The following is an 18201-nucleotide window of genomic DNA, read 5'->3' as shown; positions in this document are numbered from 1 at the left end:
CATGCCCGAAGCCGAGCGTGACACCCCCTGCGGCCTGCACCTCTTCTGGGACGAGGCCGTCACCGCCTACGACTTCGGCCCCGGCCACCCGATGGACCCGGCCCGGCTGGCGCTCACCATGCGCCTGGTCGAGGACCTCGGACTGGCAGCCGGCCCCGGGGTGACCGTCCGGTCCGCGCCGCCCGCCGGGGAGTCCACCCTGCGGCTGGTGCACACCCGCGAGTACGTCGAGGCGGTCAAGCACGCCGCCGCGCACCCCGAGCAGTCGGACCCCCGGCACGGCCTCGGCACCGAGGACAACTGGTCCTTCCCGGCCGTCCATTCGGCCTCCGCGCTGATCGCCGGCCAGTCCGTGGCCGCCGCCGAGGCCGTCTGGCGCGGTGAGACCCCGCACGCCGTCAACTTCACCGGCGGCCTGCACCACGCGATGCCCGACAAGGCCTCCGGCTTCTGCGTCTACAACGACCCGGCGCTCGCCATCGCCCGGCTGCTGGAGCTCGGCGCCGAGCGGGTCGCCTACGTCGACGTGGACGTCCACCACGGCGACGGCGTCCAGCAGGCCTTCTGGAACGACCCCCGGGTGCTGACGGTCTCCCTGCACGAGCACCCCGCCACGCTCTTCCCGCAGACCGGCTGGCCCACCGAGACCGGCGGCCCGGACGCCCCCGGCTCCGCCGCCAACCTGCCGCTGCCGGCCGGCACCGGCGACTCCGGCTGGCTGCGCGCCTTCCACGCCCTGGTGCCCGAACTGCTCAGCGCCTTCCGGCCACAGGTCCTGGTCACCCAGCACGGCGCGGACACCCACCTGGAGGACCCGCTCGCCCACCTCGCCGTCACCGTGGACGCCCAGCGGATGATCGCCGAGGAGCTGCACGACCTCGCCCACCAGCTGACCGGCGGCCGCTGGGTGGCCACCGGCGGGGGCGGCTACGCCGTCGTGGACGTCGTCCCCCGGACCTGGACCCACCTGGTCGCCACCGCCGCCGGCCGGCCCGTCGACCCGGCCACCGAGACCCCCGAGTCCTGGCGCGCCGAGGTCTACCGGCGCACCCGCCGCCCGGCCCCGCTGCGGATGACCGACGGAGCCCGACCGTCCTGGCGCGACTTCGAGGCGGGTTACGATCCGGCCGACCGGCTGGATCAGGCCATCCTCGCGAGCCGCCGCGCGGTGTTCCCGCACCACGGCCTGCTGGCCTGAAACCGCCCCCCCCCGGCCACGCTCCGCGCGGGCCGTGCGTACGCCCACTGGTGCCAACCGCCGAGTGGCTACGTACTGCAACGGTCCTATCTCCCACCGTAGGAGGACCGCACCGCCCCTCTTCCCACTGGTACCACCCATAACTACTCTGGGGATACACGTGTGCCGGTGGAGTCACCGGAGGGGAAGCCGGTGCCTTGCACACGGGTTAAGGGTCGGGTGATGGTCATGAGTTCCGGCGAACGCCCCCTGCAGGAAGTCGTCTTCCTGACCGTGGCGGAGGTTGCCGCGGTCATGCGGGTGTCCAAGATGACGGTGTACCGATTGGTGCACAGCGGAGAGCTGCCGGCCATCCGGGTCGGACGGTCCTTCCGGGTGCCCCAGCAGGCGGTGCACGAGTACCTCAAGGAGTCGTACGTGCGACTTGAGAGCGCGTAGCCCGGCCGGGCGGGGGCGGGTCCGCGACCGCGGATCCGCCCCCGTTCGCCCCGGATTTCCCCCGAGTTTCCCGGTCGCGGGGAGTGCGATTTACAGCCCCGGCCACGCGGACGGTAGGCTAGGCCCTCACGTCAGTCGTATGGACTCCGTCTCTCACGGACGAGAGTCTCAGTGAGCGAGGGTTGTTCCGTGGGCTCTGTCATCAAGAAGCGTCGCAAGCGTATGGCCAAGAAGAAGCACCGCAAGCTTCTCAAGCGCACTCGCGTTCAGCGTCGCAACAAGAAGTAAGCGCCCCCGGCCGCGCCCCAGCGCGCCCAGCGCTTTCACCGCCCGCTCAGGCCCTCGTGGCCTGGGTGGGCGGTGTCGTTTCACGGCCCGGTAGGGCGGCGCGGTACCGTGCACGCAGGCCGCTCGGCTCGAGGGAATGGGGTGCAGAACCGTGGGCGTGGTGCTGCTCGTCACCGGCGTGGCCCGCCATCTCGGTGCCCGCTTCGCCGCGGAGGTCCGCCGCCGCCCCGGCGTGGACCTGGTCGTCGGCGTGGACGTGCTGCCGCCGGGGGCTCCGGTCGAGGAGCCGGACGGCCCGGCCGCGCCGTACACCTTCCACCAGCTCGACCTGCGCCGCCCCGCCGTCTCCCGGGTGATCGCCGAGCACCGGGTGGACACCGTGGTGCACCTCAGCGTCAGCGCCACCGGCCTCGGCTCCACCAACCGCTCCGCGGTGAAGGAGTCCAACGTCATCGGCACCATGCAGCTGCTCGGCGCCTGCCAGAAGGCCCCCGGGGTGCGTCGGCTGGTGGTGAAGTCCACCACCGGCGTCTACGGCTCCGCGCCCCGCGACCCGGCGGTGTTCAGCGAGCGGATGCAGCCGAAGAACCCGCCCGGCGGCGGCTTCGCCAAGGACGCGGCCGAGGTCGAGGGCTACGTGCGGGGCTTCGCCCGGCGCCGCCCGGACGTCGCGGTGACGGTGCTGCGCTTCGCCAACATCGTCGGCCCGCACGCCGATACCCCGCTCAGCGAGTACTTCGCGCTGCCGGTGCTCCCGACCGTGCTCGGCTACGACCCCCGGCTGCAGTTCGTCCACGAGGACGACGCGGTCGAGGTGCTCTGCCGGGCCGTCGACGAGCCCGTACCGGGCACCGTCAACACCGGGACCTTCAACGTGGCCGGGGAGGGCGTGCTGCTGCTCTCCCAGTGCGCCCGCCGGCTCGGCCGCCCCACCCTGCCGCTGCTGCTGCCGGCGGTCAGCTGGATGGCGGCGCTCGGCCGGCGGACCCGGCTCGTGGACGTCTCGTCGGAGCAGCTGCGACTGCTCACCCACGGCCGGGTGGTGGACACCGCGCGGCTGCGGGAGACCTTCGGCTACCGCCCGGTGTTCAGCACCCCGGAGGCCTTCGCCGACTTCGCCGCCGCCCAGGGCCCCGGCCTGCTGCCGCCCGAACGGCTGGCCGCGGCCACCGACCGGCTGGCCGCCCTGATCGGCCCGGACGAGCCCGCCCCCGCCCCCGCCGTGCCGAACGCCGTACCGAACCGACCCCGCCGCCCGAGGAGCTGAAGCCGCGATGAGTGCCGCCGCCGACGAGTCACCGGGCGAGGCCAAGGTCATCCCGATCGAGTCCGCCCCCAGTTGGACCTCCCCCGAGGGCCCCGGGCTGGCCGACCGGCTCGCCGCCGCCGTCGGCGGGGCGCTGTCCGGGCAGCTCGGCCCGGCGGCCACCCGGCTGTTCGGCAAGGGCTGGGAGGGCCGGGCCACCGAAGGGCTGGCCTTCCTGCGCCGCCGGCTCACCGGCGACTACGAGGTGGACGAGTTCGGCTTCGACCGGGAGCTCACCGAGGAGGTGCTGCTCTCGCTGTTGCGCCCGTTGGCGGAGAAGTACTTCCGGATCGACGTCCAGGGGATCGAGAACATCCCGGCCGAGGGCGGCGCCCTGGTCGTCGCCAACCACTCCGGTACGGTCCCGCTGGACGCGCTGATGACCCAGGTGGTCATCCACGACCACCACCCGCACCGCCGGCACCTGCGGATGCTCGCCGCCGACCTGGTCTTCGTCATGCCGGGCGTCAACGAGCTGGCCCGCAAGGCCGGCCACACGCTGGCCTGCAACGAGGACGCCCAGGCGCTGCTGGAGCGCGGCGAGGTCGTCGGGGTCTGGCCGGAGGGCTTCAAGGGCATCGGCAAGCCGTTCGCCGAGCGCTACAAGCTCCAGCGCTTCGGCCGCGGCGGGTTCGTCTCCTCGGCGCTGCGGGCGAGGGTGCCGATCGTGCCGTGCTCGATCGTCGGGGCGGAGGAGACCTACCCGATGATCGGCAACGTGAAGACGCTCGCCCGGCTGCTGGGCCTGCCGTACGTGCCGATCACACCGACCTTCCCGTGGCTGGGGCCGCTCGGGATGCTGCCGCTGCCGACCAAGTGGACGATCCGCTTCGGGGAGCCGATCGCCACCGACGGCTACCCGGCGGAGGCGGCGGACGATCCGATGCTGGTCTTCGACCTGGCCGACGAGGTGCGCGAGACCATCCAGCACACGCTGTACCAGCTGCTGGTGCAGCGGCGTTCGGTGTTCTTCTGACGCGTCCCCGTGGGCGCACGGCCCGGGGCCCCGGCGGGGAAGCGTCCCGCCGGGGCCCCGGGGTGGATACCGGTCAGCCGCCGCTCAGCTGCCGCCGAGGATGCGCAGACCGGGCAGCAGCCCCGGGACCAGCGGGGGCACGTCCACGCCCTGCTGGGGGGCGCCGGACGCGCCGCTGGGCGTGCCGGAGGACTGCGGCGCGGGCGGGGCCGGGTCGACGCTCGGCGAGGGCTTTCCGGCGCCGCCGGTGAGCCCGTTGGTGAGGTCGCCGACCAGCCCGTTGACCGCGTCCGGGGCGCTGCTGGGCAGGGTGCTCGGCAGGCCGCCGCCCTTGCCGCTGCCGGCGGTGGAGCCGGTGCCGGCGTTGGCCGGGGTGTGGTCGGTGCGATTGCCACCGGCCCCGCCCTGGGGCTGGTCGCCGCCCGAACCGCTGCCCGCGCCGCCGACGGGGGAGCCCGCCGGGGATCCGCCGGTCGAGGAGGACGAGTCGCCGCCCGCTCCCGTGCCGGCGGGGCCACCGTTCTTGGCGGGCGGCTGGGTCAGGCGCAGGGGCGCGACGTCCTCGCTTATGTCGTCGAAGAGCTGGTCCACCAGGTGCGCCTGCTCGGTGAGTTGGACCGGCAGCCGGCTCTGCAGCTCGCTCCAGCGGCCGTCCTCGTCGTGGGCGAAACCGGCCAGCGCGCGCATCGGGTCGAGCGAGCCGTTGCTGCGGTAGACGGAGCGCAGCAGCTCACGGCCCTTGAGCGCGTCGGCGTGCATGTCGTCCAGCGCCCGGCGCACCCGGTCGACGGTGGCCGGGCTGAGCGTGCCGACCGGGCCGTCGTGGCCGACCAGGGTGTTGGCCTCGCCGAGCCGAGTGGCGGCGTTGTCGAGCAGCAGCTCGCCGCGCTCGGAGTCGGAGTCCGCCAGGCCGAGCCGCAGTCCTTCGAGGCCGCGCTTCATGCCGTACAGCGTGTCGCCGGGAAGGGCGTTGGAGCTGGCGGCGGCGGCGCCGGCCAGGCTGCCGACGGCGAGTCCGGCGACGAGGCCGCCGATCGCGAAGCGGCGGCTCCACCGGCCGCGCGGCGCCGTCCTGGCCGTCCGGTGCCGGCGCTGCCGGGGCACCGTGGCGCCCGGTCCGCCGGCGAGTGCCTGCTCGAACGCGGCCATCAGCTGGGCGCGTTGGACCGTCCGGACCTCCCGGTCCAGTGTCGGCCGGGCCACCGCCCCGAGTGCGTCGGTCAGGCCGACCAGTTCGGCCATTGCGACCGAACCCGCCTCGGTGCCAGCGGTGTTGGCCGATTCGGCGTTGGCCGCGCGGCGTTGGTCCGCCTGGTGGGCCTCCAGCGCGTCGGCGAAGGCCTTCGCCCGCCGGTGCTCGAGCACGTTTGCCGTCACGGGCCACACCTCCCTTCGTCGTTGTCGACACCCCGGCCAGCCGGACGGTTGCCTCGGCGGGCCAAAGCCACTCCATCGGGTGACAGGTCGTAATTCGGCTTGACCGTACGCCTGGTGGGGGCTTGCACGCTGGCCAACGAGCGGTGCGGGCGGTCGGTTACGCACGACTGATCATCGGATCGACCGTTCACCCGGACGTGTCGATCGGGTCCGCACGGTGACGGGCGGCCGGGCCGCCCCCGGGCTATCGCGCCCGCGGTCACCGCCGGCTCACCGCGCGTCGGGCGGGAGCAGCCGGGCCAGGGTGCGGACGGCGCGGTACTGGAGGGTCTTGATCGCGCCCTCGTTCTTGCCCATGATCCGCGCGGTCTCGGCCACCGAGAGGCCCTGGAGGAAGCGCAGGGTCACGCACTCCTGCTGCTGCGGGTTCAGCCGGCGCACCGCGTCCAGCAGGGCGGCGTTGGAGAGCGACTCCAGCACCGACTCCTCCGGGCTGCGCTCGCACTCGTTGGAGTCGAGCATCTCGCCGGTGGTGACCTCCAGCCGGAACCGGCTGGACTTGAAGTGGTCGGCGACGAGGTTGCGCGCGATGGTGACCAGCCAGGCGCCGAAGTCCCGGCCCTGCCAGGTGAAGGTGCCGATCCGGCGCAGGGCGCGCAGGAACGTCTCACTGGTGAGGTCCTCGGCGGTGGCCCGGCTGCCCACCCGGTAGTAGATGTAGCGGTAGACGGTGTCCGCGTAGTGGTCGTAGAGCCGGCCGAAGGCCTCGCTCTCGCCGGCCTGGGCCCGCTCGACCAGCTCCATGATGGGGTTGTGCTCGGTCTCGTAGCCGGGGGCGGGCGCCGTGCGGGTGCGGCCGCGGCCGACGCCGGTGCCGCCGGTGCGGCCGCGCGTGCCGGTGCCGGTCGAGCCGGTGCCGGTCGAGCCGGCGGCGGTGGTGCGCAGCGCCGGCCCGGAGCCGTGCTGGTGTCCGAACGGCACGCCGGCGGGCACGAGTTGGGGCGAGGCGGCGAGCTGGCTGCGGAGCAGGTTGCGCAGCAGGTCCAGGCCGGTGGAGATCTGCCGCTCGGCGGTGGGCCGGCCGCGGAGGCCGGTGCGGGGGCGCAGGGGCGCGGACGACGGGCGGGAGGGTGCAGGCGCGTCGTTCCGGACGGGTGGGTACACGGGACTCCCAGAGGCAGAACTGTGGACGGATCACCTCCGCCTGCGCGGAGAGCGCGCCCCTGGCGTCCGTTCGAGCGGAACGCGTGGGTGACGCGCATCCAGGAGAGAATAACGCTTTGTGCAATGACAGCTACACCGTGTGGTCGAAGTGGTCGTTTGAGATCCATTTGATGCGCATATTCGGCTGACACTGACCGGAGGTGTCATCGTTCATCCGGCTCAACGTGACCGTTCGGGCGCCCAGGGTGACCAATTCGGTGGTTCTGCGGGCGGTTTCCCAGCCTTCGGGCTCGGCAACCCCCGACTTTCCCGGTCTGCCGAACGATCAGAACCGGTCACGGGGTGACAGGTTCTTGCAGCGGGCCCGGACGACCTGCGGCACAAGGGAGTTCGCCCGTACGAGGGGCCAGGTCAGGGGCCTGGTTGACGTCCGCTCACCCGCCCGGGGGAGGGGCGCGGTACGGGGCCCGGCGGCCGCGCGGAGGGCGGTTCAGGCGCGCCGGCGCCGGCGCCGCAGCGCCACCCCGGCCGCCGTCGCGCCGCCCGCGACCCCGAGCGCGGCCGCCGCCGGCAGGCCCACCCGGGCCGCCTTCCGCCCGGTCCGGAAGTCCCGCACCCGCCAGCCCTGCGCCCGGGCGTGCCGCCGCAGCGCGCCGTCCGGGTTCACCACGTACGGGTGGCCGACGAGCGAGAGCATCGGGATGTCGTTGGCCGAGTCGCTGTACGCGGCGCAGCGGTCGAGGTCGAGCCGCTCGCGCCGGGCCAGCGCGCGCACGGCGGCGGCCTTGGCCGGGCCGTGCAGCAGGTCGCCGACCAGCCGGCCGGTGTAGGCGCCGTCCAGGGCCTCGGCGACGGTGCCGAGCGCGCCGGTCATGCCGAGCCGCCGCGCGATGATCCGGGCCACCTCCAGCGGGGCGGCGGTGACCAGCCAGACGCGCTGGCCGGCGTCCAGGTGCATCTGGACCAGGGCGCGGGTGCCGGGCCAGATCTTGTCGGCGACGACCTGCTCGAAGATCTCCTCGCAGATCGCCTCCAGGTCGGCGGTGGGCTTGCCGGCGACGAGCCCGAGAGCGGTGGTGCGGGCGTCCGAGATGTGGTCCGGGTCCTCGGTGCCGTGCAGCCGGAACAGGGCCTGCTGCCAGGCGAAGCGGGCGATGTCGCGGCGGGTGAGGAAGCCGCGGCGGTAGAGGCCGACGCCGAGGTAGAAGATCGCGGCGCCGCGCAGGATGGTGTTGTCGCAGTCGAAGAATGCGGCGGCGCGGGGGTCGTCCGGATCGGGGGTGTGGTTCTCGGCCGGGGCCTTGGGCGCCTTACCGGGCCGGCCCGCCGTCTCGGCCCGCGCCGGGACCGCGTCGGCCGCCGACGGGGCGTCGATCGCGACCGGGGCGTCGGCGGCCGTGGGCGCGTCGATGGCGGCCGGCTGCGGCTGCGGCTGCGGCTCGGCGCGCAGCGCGGCCTCGGCGGCCTCCGCCGCGGCTTCCCCGGCCTCGGCCACGGCCCGGCCCGCCGGGGCGCTCCGCCCGGTGCTGGAGCGCCTCGCCTGGGTGAGCCTTCGGAGCACGGCCATGCCACTGAGCATAGTCAGCCGGGCACGGAGCGGCCGTGACGGAGCCGTGCCCACCCGGTGAACAGCTGCCCCCGGCGGCCCCCGGGCCGCCGCCCGGCTCCGGCGGCGCACAATGGGCCGGTGAGCCCACTGCTGCGACGTAGGAACCCCGAGCCCGCGGACCGTACCGTGACCCTGGTCGGCAAACCCGGCTGCCACCTGTGCGACGAGGCCCGGGAGGTGATCGTCCGGGTGGCGGCGGAGCTCGGCGCCGCCTTCGAGGAGAAGGACATCACCCAGGACGAGGAGCTGTACCGGCGCTACTGGGAGCAGATCCCGGTCACCCTGATCGACGGCCGTCAGCACGACTTCTGGCGGGTCGACGAACGCCGCCTGCGCACCGCGCTGGGCGCCTGAGCGACCGCCCTCCCGAGGGCCGCGCCGCGCCCACCGCCCCCGCCGACCGGCGGGGGTGGTTCGCCGAATCGTTGTCGAAGAACCCCGTTCCGGCTAGGGGCGGGGCGCCGTGGTCGGCTTACGATCGAACGCGTTTGCGCCCATGGGGGGCTGAGCACACGAGGAGTGCCGCCATGCTTCCCCGCCCGACCCCTGGGACGCCCGAAGCGCCCCGGGCCGCCCGGGGCTTCGCCGTGGTGGACGTCGAGGCGACCGGCCGCAGCCCGTGGCGGCACCGGGTGGTCGAGATCGCGGTGGTGCTGCTGGACGAGCGGCTCCGCGCCGAGGGCGAGTTCGCCACCCTGCTGGACCCGCTGGGCCCGGTCGGCCCGACCCACGTGCACCGGATACGCCAGACCGACGTCGAGGGCGCCCCGCGGTTCCGGGAGATCGCCCCGAGGCTGCTGGAGCTGCTGGCCGGCCGGGTGCTGGTCGGCCACCACGTCAGCTGCGACCACGCCTTTCTGGACCGCGAGTTCGCCCGGATCGGGGTGCCGCTGCCGCCCGTCCCGCTGCTCTGCACGATGCGGCTGGCCCGGGAGCACCTGCCGCAGGCCCGCAGCCACGGCCTGGCGGCCTGCGTGGAGGCGGCCGGCCTGGGCTGGTACCCGGCGCACACCGCGCTGGGCGACGCCCGGGTGACGGCCGAGCTGCTGCGGCACTGCCTGGGCGCGCCGTCCTGCCCGCCGGACGACTGGGCCGCGCCGCTGCGCGAGGCCGCCCGGCTGCCCTGGCCGCGGCTGGGCCGGGCCCGCTCCCGCCCGTCCGGCGCGGCCGTGCCGCTGCTGCGCCGGGAGGCCCCGTACGGCCCCTGGCTGCCCGGTTCCCAGGCCCCGGAAGTCGTCCTGACCCAGGCCGGTGCTATGGGTTCGACGGCGTGATGCGTGTCACTGTGCCGGGACAAATCGGACACCATCTTTGTGCACACGTTCACAAACGCATAGCCTGGCTGCCAAAGCCCAGCTTCACCCACAGGAGCACCGTGGCAATCGGCCGATCACCACAGAGCAGTTCGCAGACGCCCGACCAGGGCGCCGCGCGCCGACCCTCGCGTGCCCGGGGCATCCCGGAAGCGACGGTCGCCCGCCTGCCCCTCTACCTGCGGGCCCTCACCGCGCTCTCCGAGCGGTCGGTGCCGACGGTCTCCTCCGAGGAGCTGGCCGCCGCGGCCGGCGTGAACTCGGCCAAGCTGCGCAAGGACTTCTCCTACCTCGGCTCCTACGGCACCCGCGGTGTGGGCTACGACGTCGAGTACCTCGTCTACCAGATCTCCCGCGAGCTCGGCCTGACCCAGGACTGGCCGGTCGTCATCGTCGGCATCGGGAACCTCGGGCACGCGCTCGCCAACTACGGCGGCTTCGCCTCCCGCGGTTTCCGGGTCGCCGCCCTGCTGGACGCCGACCCCAACGTGGTCGGTTCCACCGCGGCCGGACTGCCGGTGCGCCACATGGACGAGCTGGAGTCGATCGTCGAGAGCCAGCAGGTCTCCATCGGCGTGATCACCACCCCGCCCGGTGCCGCCCAGCAGGTTTGCGACCGGCTGGTCGAGGCAGGCGTTACCAGCATCCTCAACTTCGCCCCGACCGTACTGACCGTCCCGGACGGTGTGGACGTGCGCAAGGTCGACCTCTCCATCGAACTGCAGATCCTCGCCTTCCACGAGCAGCGCAAGGCCGGGGAGGAGTCCGACCGCACCGAGTCGGTGCTGGACCGCGCCCCCGGCCCGGTCCGCGCGGCGGCCGCCAAGCTGCGCCGCGCGGCCGCCGGCGGCAGTGCCAAGGGTCGCGGCGCCGCCGACCCGGCGACCAAGGACCAGGGCGAGCAGGCCAAGGGCAAGACCGCCAAGGGCGGCGAGGGCGAGCTGTCCGCGGTGATGCCCGCATGAACACCGAGAGCTGTGGGGGGCGGGCATGAGTCTTCTCGTCGTCGGACTGAGCCACCGGACGGCACCGGTCGGCGTGCTGGAGCGCGCCGCGCTGACCGGTGAGGTCCCGACCCGGCTGCTGCACGACGCCGCCGCCTCCGCGACCGTCGCAGAGGCCGCGCTGCTCAACACCTGCAACCGGATCGAGCTGTACGCGGACGTGGACAAGTTCCACGCCGGCGTCGCCGAGCTGTCGCTGCTGCTGGCCCACCACAGCGGGGTGGACCTGGAGGAGCTGACCTCCCACCTGTACGTCCACTACGAGGACCGTGCCGTCCACCACCTGTTCTCGGTGGCCTGCGGCCTGGACTCGATGGTCGTCGGCGAGGGCCAGATCCTCGGCCAGCTGCGCGACGCGCTGGCCAAGGCCCAGGACGAGCACACCGCCGGGCGCGGCCTGAACGAGCTGTTCCAGCAGGCCCTGCGGGTCGGCAAGCGGGCGCACAGCGAGACCGGCATCGACAAGGCCGGCCAGTCGCTGGTCACCTTCGGCCTGGAGCAGGTCGCGGCGGGCGCCGGCGAGATCGCCGGCAAGCGCGCGCTGGTGGTCGGCGCCGGCTCGATGAGCTCGCTGGCGGCCGCCACGCTGGTCCGCTCCGGCGTCACCGACCTGCTGATCGCCAACCGGACCCCGGCCCGCGCCGAGCGCCTGGTCGAGATCCTCGGCCCGGACGTGGCCCGCACCCTCGACCTCGCCAAGGTGCCGCAGGCGCTCGCCGACGTCGACCTGGTGATCTCCTGCACCGGCGCGGCCGGCGTGGTGATCAAGGCCGAGGACGTGGCCGCCGCGGTCGCCGCCCGTGGCGTCGGCACCCCGCTCGCCCTGCTCGACCTCGCCATGCCGCGCGACGTCGACCACGCGGTGCACGAGCTGGACGGCGCCCTGCTGGTCGACCTGGAGAGCCTCTCCCACGCGCACGCCGCCAGCCCCGGCGCCGGCGACGTCGACCAGGTCACCCGGATCGTCTCCGACGAGGTGACCGCCTTCGGCGCCGCCCAGCGAGCCGCCCGGATCGCGCCGACCGTGGTCGCACTGCGCGCGATGGCCTCCGACGTGGTCGCCGCCGAGCTGGGCCGGCTGGACTCCCGGCTGCCCGAGCTGGACGAGCGCTCCCGCGCGGAGATCACCCAGACCGTCCGCCGCGTCGTCGACAAGCTGCTGCACGCCCCGACCGTCCGGGTCAAGCAGCTGGCCGCCGAACCGGGCGGCGCCTCCTACGCGGACGCCCTGCGCGAGCTGTTCGACCTCGACCCGGCGGCCGTGCACGCCGTGTCGGGCACGCCCGTCAGCGGCCGGCCCCAGCCCTCCGGCGGGGGCACCAGATGAACCGTCAGCCATCCCACGAGTACCACCGGGACGATCACCTCATGAATGGTCAACCGCTCACCGAGCAGCCCCCGGGAGCCCCCGCCCTGCGGCTCGGCACCCGGCGCAGCGCGCTCGCCATGGCCCAGTCGGGCATGGTCGCCCGCGAGGTGACCAGGCTCACCGGGCGCCCCGTCGAGCTGGTCGAGATCACCACGTACGGCGACACCTCCCGGGAGGCGCTCGCGCAGATCGGCGGCACCGGCGTGTTCGTCTCCGCCCTGCGGGACGCGCTGCTGGAGGGCCGGATCGACTTCGCCGTGCACTCGCTCAAGGACCTGCCCACCGCCGCCCCCGAGGGCCTGGTGCTGGCCGCCGTCCCCGAGCGCGAGGACGTCCGGGACGCCCTGGTCGCGGCCGAGGGCCTGAACCTGGACGAACTGGTGGAGAAGCTGGCCGGGGCCGGCCGCCCGGCCCGCATCGGCACCGGCTCGCCGCGTCGGATGGCCCAGCTGAACGCCTGGGCGGTCGCCCGCGGCGCCCAGCTGGAGACCGTCGCGATCCGCGGCAACGTGGACACCCGGATCGGTTACGTGACCGGCGGCGAGCTGGATGCGGTCGTGCTGGCCACGGCCGGCCTCAACCGTCTCGGCCGCGGTGCCGAGATCTCCCAGCACCTCGACCCCGAGCTGATGATCCCGGCCCCCGGCCAGGGCGCGCTCGCGATCGAGTGCGCCGCCGCCGACCCCGGGCTGGCCGCCGCCCTCGCCGCGCTGGACCACGCCCCCACCAGGGTCGCCGTGGCCGCCGAGCGCGCCCTGCTGGCCACCCTGGAGGCCGGCTGCTCGGCCCCGGTGGCCGCGCTGGCCACCTGGGGCGGGGAGCACGAACTGCGGCTGGACGGCCTGGTCGGCGATCCCGACGGCACCGCCCTGCTGAAGATGTCCGCCAACGGTCCGATCGTCCTCGACGAGACCGCCGAGCAGCAGGCGCGGGCCCTCGGCCACGCCCTGGCCGCCCGGCTGCTCGACGCGGGCGCGGCCACCCTGATGGGGGAGCGAGCCCGATGAGCCCCACCGCCGCCACCGACGCCCTGTTCCCGGCCGGCCAGCCCGCCGGACGGTGCACGTTCCTGGGCGCGGGCCCCGGGGACCCGGGGCTGCTGACCCTGCGCGCGGTCGAGGTGCTGTCCTCGGCCGACATCCTGGTCGCCGACCCGCTGACCGCGGCGGCCGTGCGCACCCACTGCCCGGCCGGTGTGCAGGTGCACACCCCGGCGGCCGACGGCGCCGACTTCGACCTGGCCAAGCTGGTCGCGGAGGCCGTCCGCTCCGGCAAGCACGTGGTCCGCACCGTCGACGGCGACCCCGGCCTGGACGGCTGCGCCGCCGAGGAGATGCTCAGCTGTGCGGGCGAGGGGGTCCCCTTCGAGGTGATCCCCGGCGTCGCCCAGTCGGTCGGCGTCCCGGCCTACGCGGGTGTCCCGCTGCGCGGCGCGGCCGGTACCGACGTCCGCTTCGTGGACGGCGCCCAGCTGCTGTCCGGCGCCCCGGTCGACCTGGGCGCCCCGGAGACCACCCTGGTGGTCCGCACCACCCTGGGCCAGCTGCCGGCCACCGCCAACGCGCTGGTGTCCAACGGTCGCAAGCCGGAGTCGGCGCTGAGCGCCACCCTCTCCGGCACCACCACCCGCCAGCGCACCTTCACCTCCACGCTGTCCGCCATCGCGGCCGACCTGAAGGCCGCCCGGGTGCTGCCCTCGCCGGTCTCCGCCCCGGTGGACCCGGCGACCTCGGTGATAGCCGTGGTGGGCGAGCAGGTCGCCCACCGCGCCTCGCACTCGTGGTTCGAGACCAAGCCGCTGTTCGGCTGGAACGTCCTCGTGCCGCGCACCAAGGAGCAGGCCCACGGCCTGTCCGAGCAGCTGCGCTCGTACGGCGCGGTGCCGCAGGAGGTGCCGACCATCGCGGTCGAGCCGCCGCGCACCCCGCAGCAGATGGAGCGGGCCATCAAGGGCCTGGTCACCGGCCGCTACGAGTGGATCGCCTTCACCTCGGTGAACGCCGTCCGCGCCGTCCGGGAGAAGTTCGAGGAGTACGGCCTGGACGCCCGCGCGTTCGCCGGGATCAAGGTCGCGGCGGTCGGCGAGACCACCGCGCAGGCTCTGGTCGACTTCGGAGTGAAGCCGGACCTGGTGCCCTCCGGCGAGCAGTCCGCGGCCGGGCTGCTGGAGGACTGGCCGCCGTACGACCCGGTCTTCGACCCGATCGACCGGGTGCTGCTGCCGCGCGCCGACATCGCCACCGAGACCCTGGTGGCCGGCCTGGTCGAGCTCGGCTGGGAGGTCGACGACGTGACGGCGTACCGGACGGTGCGCGCCTCGCCGCCGCCGGCCGAGACCCGGGAGGCGATCAAGGGCGGCGGCTTCGACGCGGTGCTGTTCACCTCGTCCTCGACCGTCCGGAACCTGGTCGGCATCGCCGGCAAGCCGCACAACGTCACGGTCATCGCCTGCATCGGCCCGGCGACCGCCAAGACCGCCGAGGAGCACGGCCTGCGGGTCGACGTGATGGCCCCGGCGCCGTCGGCGGCCGCGCTGGCCCAGGCGCTGGCAGACTTCGGGGCCAAGCGCCGCGACACCGCGACGGCGGCCGGCGAGCCGGTCTACCGGCCCAGCGAGCGCCGTCCGGGCTCGCGCCGCAAGGCCCGCTGAGGGCCCCCAACAGCGTGCCGGGGGCGGTGATCGACCATCGCCCCCGGCACGGCACAACCGTTCGGAGAGAGAAGCCGTGTCCGCTGAATTCCCGTACGTTCGTCCCCGCCGGCTGCGCCAGAGCCCGGCGATGCGCCGGCTGGTCGCCGAGACCCGGCTGCACCCGGCGGAGCTGATCCTGCCCGCCTTCGTCAGCGAGGGCATCACCGAGCCGAAGCCGATCGCCGCCATGCCCGGGGTCGTCCAGCACACCCGGGACTCCCTGCGGAAGGCCGCGGTGGAGGCCGCCGAGGCGGGGGTGGGCGGCCTCATGCTGTTCGGCCTGCCCGAGGTGAAGGACGCCGTAGGCTCCGAGGGCACCAACCCGGACGGCATCCTGCAGCAGGCCATCCGCGACGTGGTGGCGGAGGTCGGCGACCAGCTGATCGTCATGTCGGACCTCTGCCTGGACGAGTTCACCGACCACGGCCACTGCGGGGTGCTCGCCGAGGACGGCAGCGTGGACAACGACGCGACCCTGGCGCGCTACGCCGAGATGGCCGTGGTCCAGGCCGAGGCCGGCGTCCACATGGTCGGCCCGTCCGGGATGATGGACGGTCAGATCCGCGTCATCCGCCGGGCCTTGGACGAGGCCGGCCACCAGGACGTCAGCATCCTCGCCTACACGGCCAAGTACGCGTCCGCGCTGTACGGCCCGTTCCGCGAGGCGGTCAACTCCTCGCTCCGGGGGGACCGCAAGTCCTACCAGCAGGACCCGGCGAACGCCCGCGAGGCCCTGCGCGAGCTGGAGCTGGACCTCGCCGAGGGCGCGGACCTGGTGATGGTCAAGCCCGCCATGCTGTACCTGGACGTCCTGCGGCAGGTCGCCGACGCCTCGCCGGTGCCGGTGGCCGCGTACCAGATCTCCGGTGAGTACTCGATGGTGGAGGCCGCCGCCGCCAACGGCTGGATCGAGCGGGAGCGCACCATCCTGGAGACGCTCACCTCGATCCGCCGGGCCGGCGCCGAGCAGATCCTCACCTACTGGGCGGTCGAGGCCGCTCGGATGCTCCCGTAGCGGGCGTTTCGAGACGACACGGAAGGCCGGGCCCCGCGCAGGGGCCCGGCCTTCCGGGTTCGCTACTTCCAGCCCTTGAGGTGCGCGAAGCCCTCGCCGCCGCCACCCAGTTCGGTGGCCGTGGCGGCGCCACCGCCGAAACCGCCGGCGATGACGTCGGAGGTGTGGGCGACGCCCCAGCCGCCGCCGCCCAGGAACGGCTGGTCGGCCGAGGCGGCGAAGCCGCCGCCGCCCGCGAGGCCGACGTGGGCGAAGGCCGGGGTGGCGGCACCCGCGAGCGCCAGTGCGGCGGCTGCGGTCAGGGCGGCCTTGGCCAGCTTGCTCTTCATGGATCTGCCCTCTCTGTGGGAGCGCCCCAGCGGGCGCTCTTCCTCTGACTGGTGATCACATCGCGTCCGTCCGTCCGGCGCCCCAGGCACCGGGCGGACGGACGGCACCCGGCAGGGCCGTCGGCCCAGCCGGACTCCTCGTCCCGCAAGCCCGGAGGGCCCGGGGAGACCTTCCCTCCCCGGGCCCTCCGTCCGTGCCATGCCCCGTGATCAGCCGATCAGGTGCGAGACACCCCCGTCGCCCGCGGCCTGGGTGTTCTGGCCGACGTTGCAGTACTGCTTCGGGTTGACGTTCAGGATCGGCACCTCCACCGGAACCGCGACACCGATGACGGCGACGGCGATGTTGTGGACCTCCGGCACGCAGATGTTCGGGTTGTCCAGGGTGTGGAAGTTCGCGCTGCCGTTGCCGTGGGTGCCGGTCTGGTTGGTGCCGCCGTTGCCCTGGAGGGTGGTGGCGGCGCCGTCCGAGTCGGCGATGGCGGAAGCCGAGCCGGCGGACATCGCGATGGCAGCGGCGGCCAGGCCGGCGGCGGCGAGGGTCTTCTTGATCATTTCCGGTTTTCCTCTCAAGGATGAATCGAGGAGCGATTCGAGGGTGGTTCGGGGAGTGGTGGTGCGGGGGCTGCGCGGGGAGCGGTCAGCCGACCAGGTGGGACACGCCCCCGTCGCCGTGGCTCTGGGTGCCCATGCCCTGGGTGCAGTACTGCTTGCCGCCGCTGTTGGCGATCGGGACCTCGACCGGGACGGCCACACCGAGCACCGCGACCGCGATGTTGTGGATCTCGGGGAGGCAGACGTTCGCGTTGTCCAGGAAGTGGAAGTTCGGGCTGTTGTTCCCGACCGTCCCGGTGAAGTTGGTGCCACCGTTGCCCTCGATCGAGGCAGCGGCACCGTCCGCGTCCCCGATGGCCGAGGCGGGAGCGGCGGCACCGGCCAGCGCGGCGACGGCCAGGCCGGCGGCGGCGAAGGACTTCTGGATCATGGGGAGATCCCTCTCTGAAATGCTTTCGGTTTTCCGTGCGTAGCAACGCGTAGAACGCTCAGACCCGGTCTGCAGTCACTGACGTCCAGATCAAAGAATGACGGCACGGAAGGTTACGGGGAATTTTGAAAAGAGTCCGTGAGGCGCGTCCTGGAGTGGATTCCGGTCGCATTATTAGGCCGAATCGGTTAACGCCCGCAATCCGAACTCACGGTCACTCGTTGAGAGATTGCTTTCCGGCTGCGGACTCCGCAGTCTTCCCTCGTAGATCTCCAGTACGTCTCCAGTACGGACAGGCAGAACGGTGAAAAGCATGAAGTTCTCCAAGCGGGCCGGCGCGATGCTGCTGGCGGTCGGTGCGGGCGTGCTCGCCTCCCAGGGAGCGGCCTCGGCAGCCCCGGTAAGTCCCGACCAGGTCGGCGCCCTGGAGGACAAGCTGGCCACCCAGCAGGTCCCGGCGGACGTGCCGCTCACGCCGCTGGGCAGCCACCTCCACGCCGGCATCCCCACCTCGCTGCTGATGCCGCCCGTGCCCGGCCGGACCACCGACAACGGGCTGATCCCGGCCCACCTCGTCCCCCAGCTGGGCACCGGCAAGGTCGGGCCGAGCGCCAAGGCCCAGCTCCCGCTGCCGCTGGTCGACCAGAGCGCCGACCTCGGCGAGGTGCTGCTGGAGGCCCCGGCCACGCCGCTGCAGGCCAGGACCCCGGGCCTGGACATCGGCAAGCCGCTGGCGCTGGTCCACGACGGCACCGGCCAGCTGGCCGACGGCCGGATCAAGGTCGGCGAGTTGGACCCGCGCCTGGTGCCCGGCGCTGTGCAGGCCGTCCCCGGGGCCACCGCCAGCCTCGGCGGCGACGCCAGGCGGCTCTCCGTCACCGACGAGGTGAACGACCTGGCCGACACCACCACCGCGACCACCACTGGCGTGCTCCAGCAGACGGACCTGACCGGCACCGCCACCTCCGCCGCCACGGGCGTGGTGCAGCAGAGCGGGGTGGCCGGGCTGGCCGACCTGACCCGGCTCTGAGCCGCACGGCTCCGGGGGGGGGGGGGGGGGGGGGGGGGGGGGGGGGGGGGGGGGGGGGGGGGGGGGGGGGGGGGGGGGGGGGGGGGGGGGGGGGGGGTGGGGGGGGGG

19 protein-coding genes are annotated in these 18201 nt (G+C 74.0%); 13 read left to right on the top strand and 6 right to left on the bottom strand.

Annotated features, from left to right (window positions below):
* Position 1: 1 nt before the first annotated feature.
* The 5 genes from ACZ4WV_RS13420 (at position 2) to ACZ4WV_RS13400 (ending at position 4206) form a co-directional block, all read left to right on the top strand.
* Positions 2-1198: an acetoin utilization protein AcuC gene (locus ACZ4WV_RS13420; protein WP_465745971.1), complete on the top strand. Its 1197-nt coding sequence runs from the start codon at positions 2-4 to the stop codon at positions 1196-1198.
* Between the two features lie 228 nt (positions 1199-1426).
* Positions 1427-1636 (top strand): helix-turn-helix domain-containing protein, encoded by a 210-nt coding sequence (locus tag ACZ4WV_RS13415; RefSeq protein ID WP_148644250.1) that lies wholly within the window; start codon positions 1427-1429, stop codon positions 1634-1636.
* Between the two features lie 171 nt (positions 1637-1807).
* A complete protein-coding gene (locus tag ACZ4WV_RS13410) occupies positions 1808-1924 on the top strand; it encodes a 30S ribosomal protein bS22 (RefSeq protein ID WP_425311139.1) in 117 nt (38 codons plus the stop codon).
* A 151-nt stretch (positions 1925-2075) separates the two neighbouring features.
* Positions 2076-3191 carry an NAD-dependent epimerase/dehydratase family protein gene (locus ACZ4WV_RS13405; RefSeq protein WP_465746224.1) on the top strand — a complete coding sequence of 372 codons (1116 nt, stop codon included), beginning with the start codon at positions 2076-2078 and terminating at the stop codon, positions 3189-3191.
* A gap of 7 nt (positions 3192-3198) precedes the next feature.
* Entirely contained in the window at positions 3199-4206 is a 1008-nt protein-coding gene (locus ACZ4WV_RS13400) for a lysophospholipid acyltransferase family protein (protein WP_465745969.1), read from the top strand.
* A gap of 84 nt (positions 4207-4290) precedes the next feature.
* Here the strand turns inward: ACZ4WV_RS13400 and ACZ4WV_RS13395 are convergent, their stop codons facing one another.
* From ACZ4WV_RS13395 to ACZ4WV_RS13385, 3 genes are all read right to left on the bottom strand, one after another.
* A complete protein-coding gene (locus ACZ4WV_RS13395; RefSeq protein WP_465745967.1) occupies positions 4291-5583 on the bottom strand; it encodes a DUF5667 domain-containing protein in 1293 nt (430 codons plus the stop codon).
* A 270-nt stretch (positions 5584-5853) separates the two neighbouring features.
* Positions 5854-6747: an ECF subfamily RNA polymerase sigma factor, BldN family gene (locus tag ACZ4WV_RS13390; RefSeq protein ID WP_465745965.1), complete on the bottom strand. Its 894-nt coding sequence runs from the start codon at positions 6745-6747 to the stop codon at positions 5854-5856.
* 490 nt (positions 6748-7237) lie between these two features.
* Complete coding sequence (locus ACZ4WV_RS13385) at positions 7238-8314, bottom strand: HAD family hydrolase (RefSeq protein ID WP_465745963.1); 1077 nt, start codon at positions 8312-8314, stop codon at positions 7238-7240.
* A gap of 120 nt (positions 8315-8434) precedes the next feature.
* Between ACZ4WV_RS13385 and ACZ4WV_RS13380 the strand changes: the two genes are divergently transcribed.
* From ACZ4WV_RS13380 to hemB, 7 genes are all read left to right on the top strand, one after another.
* A complete protein-coding gene (locus tag ACZ4WV_RS13380; RefSeq protein ID WP_465745961.1) occupies positions 8435-8710 on the top strand; it encodes a glutaredoxin family protein in 276 nt (91 codons plus the stop codon).
* Positions 8711-8883: 173 nt separating this feature from the next.
* Positions 8884-9630 (top strand): 3'-5' exonuclease, encoded by a 747-nt coding sequence (locus ACZ4WV_RS13375; protein WP_465745959.1) that lies wholly within the window; start codon positions 8884-8886, stop codon positions 9628-9630.
* A gap of 107 nt (positions 9631-9737) precedes the next feature.
* Entirely contained in the window at positions 9738-10634 is an 897-nt protein-coding gene (locus ACZ4WV_RS13370; RefSeq protein ID WP_465746222.1) for a redox-sensing transcriptional repressor Rex, read from the top strand.
* Between the two features lie 25 nt (positions 10635-10659).
* Complete coding sequence (locus ACZ4WV_RS13365) at positions 10660-12000, top strand: glutamyl-tRNA reductase (protein ID WP_465745957.1); 1341 nt, start codon at positions 10660-10662, stop codon at positions 11998-12000.
* Positions 12001-12041: 41 nt separating this feature from the next.
* A complete protein-coding gene (hemC, locus tag ACZ4WV_RS13360) occupies positions 12042-13049 on the top strand; it encodes a hydroxymethylbilane synthase (protein ID WP_465745955.1) in 1008 nt (335 codons plus the stop codon).
* Complete coding sequence (locus ACZ4WV_RS13355) at positions 13046-14692, top strand: bifunctional uroporphyrinogen-III C-methyltransferase/uroporphyrinogen-III synthase (protein WP_465745953.1); 1647 nt, start codon at positions 13046-13048, stop codon at positions 14690-14692. Before hemC ends, ACZ4WV_RS13355 begins: the two co-directional genes overlap by 4 nt.
* A gap of 76 nt (positions 14693-14768) precedes the next feature.
* Positions 14769-15749 (top strand): porphobilinogen synthase, encoded by a 981-nt coding sequence (gene hemB / locus ACZ4WV_RS13350; protein ID WP_465745952.1) that lies wholly within the window; start codon positions 14769-14771, stop codon positions 15747-15749.
* Between the two features lie 62 nt (positions 15750-15811).
* On the opposite strand, the gene ACZ4WV_RS13345 is transcribed toward hemB, so the two are convergent.
* The 3 genes from ACZ4WV_RS13345 to ACZ4WV_RS13335 all read right to left on the bottom strand — a co-directional run bounded on the left by ACZ4WV_RS13345 (position 15812) and on the right by ACZ4WV_RS13335 (position 17063).
* Positions 15812-16078: a hypothetical protein gene (locus ACZ4WV_RS13345; RefSeq protein WP_465745951.1), complete on the bottom strand. Its 267-nt coding sequence runs from the start codon at positions 16076-16078 to the stop codon at positions 15812-15814.
* A gap of 210 nt (positions 16079-16288) precedes the next feature.
* Entirely contained in the window at positions 16289-16633 is a 345-nt protein-coding gene (locus tag ACZ4WV_RS13340; RefSeq protein WP_465745949.1) for a rodlet layer protein, read from the bottom strand.
* 85 nt (positions 16634-16718) lie between these two features.
* Positions 16719-17063: a rodlet layer protein gene (locus tag ACZ4WV_RS13335; RefSeq protein ID WP_465745947.1), complete on the bottom strand. Its 345-nt coding sequence runs from the start codon at positions 17061-17063 to the stop codon at positions 16719-16721.
* A gap of 313 nt (positions 17064-17376) precedes the next feature.
* Between ACZ4WV_RS13335 and ACZ4WV_RS13330 the strand changes: the two genes are divergently transcribed.
* Positions 17377-18093: a hypothetical protein gene (locus tag ACZ4WV_RS13330; RefSeq protein WP_465745945.1), complete on the top strand. Its 717-nt coding sequence runs from the start codon at positions 17377-17379 to the stop codon at positions 18091-18093.
* The last annotated feature ends 108 nt before the right edge of the window (positions 18094-18201 follow it).

The sequence above is a fragment of the Kitasatospora sp. NPDC029312 genome, from assembly GCF_055569215.1.
The sequence above is the reverse complement of the archived record's forward strand: the minus strand, read 5'-3'. Positions and strand labels throughout refer to the sequence as shown.

Bases quoted from the DNA above. Each gene is read 5' to 3' on its own strand.
- ACZ4WV_RS13375 (WP_465745959.1), top strand. From the start codon at position 8,884: ATGCTTCCCCGCCCGACCCCTGGGACGCCCGAAGCGCCCCGGGCCGCC.
- ACZ4WV_RS13330 (WP_465745945.1), top strand. From the start codon at position 17,377: ATGAAGTTCTCCAAGCGGGCCGGCGCGATGCTGCTGGCGGTCGGTGCG.
- ACZ4WV_RS13365 (WP_465745957.1), top strand. From the start codon at position 10,660: ATGAGTCTTCTCGTCGTCGGACTGAGCCACCGGACGGCACCGGTCGGC.
- ACZ4WV_RS13415 (WP_148644250.1), top strand. From the start codon at position 1,427: ATGAGTTCCGGCGAACGCCCCCTGCAGGAAGTCGTCTTCCTGACCGTG.
- ACZ4WV_RS13385 (WP_465745963.1), bottom strand. From the start codon at position 8,314: ATGGCCGTGCTCCGAAGGCTCACCCAGGCGAGGCGCTCCAGCACCGGG.
- ACZ4WV_RS13420 (WP_465745971.1), top strand. From the start codon at position 2: ATGCCCGAAGCCGAGCGTGACACCCCCTGCGGCCTGCACCTCTTCTGG.
- ACZ4WV_RS13345 (WP_465745951.1), bottom strand. From the start codon at position 16,078: ATGAAGAGCAAGCTGGCCAAGGCCGCCCTGACCGCAGCCGCCGCACTG.
- ACZ4WV_RS13335 (WP_465745947.1), bottom strand. From the start codon at position 17,063: ATGATCCAGAAGTCCTTCGCCGCCGCCGGCCTGGCCGTCGCCGCGCTG.
- ACZ4WV_RS13340 (WP_465745949.1), bottom strand. From the start codon at position 16,633: ATGATCAAGAAGACCCTCGCCGCCGCCGGCCTGGCCGCCGCTGCCATC.
- ACZ4WV_RS13400 (WP_465745969.1), top strand. From the start codon at position 3,199: ATGAGTGCCGCCGCCGACGAGTCACCGGGCGAGGCCAAGGTCATCCCG.
- hemC (WP_465745955.1), top strand. From the start codon at position 12,042: ATGAATGGTCAACCGCTCACCGAGCAGCCCCCGGGAGCCCCCGCCCTG.
- ACZ4WV_RS13355 (WP_465745953.1), top strand. From the start codon at position 13,046: ATGAGCCCCACCGCCGCCACCGACGCCCTGTTCCCGGCCGGCCAGCCC.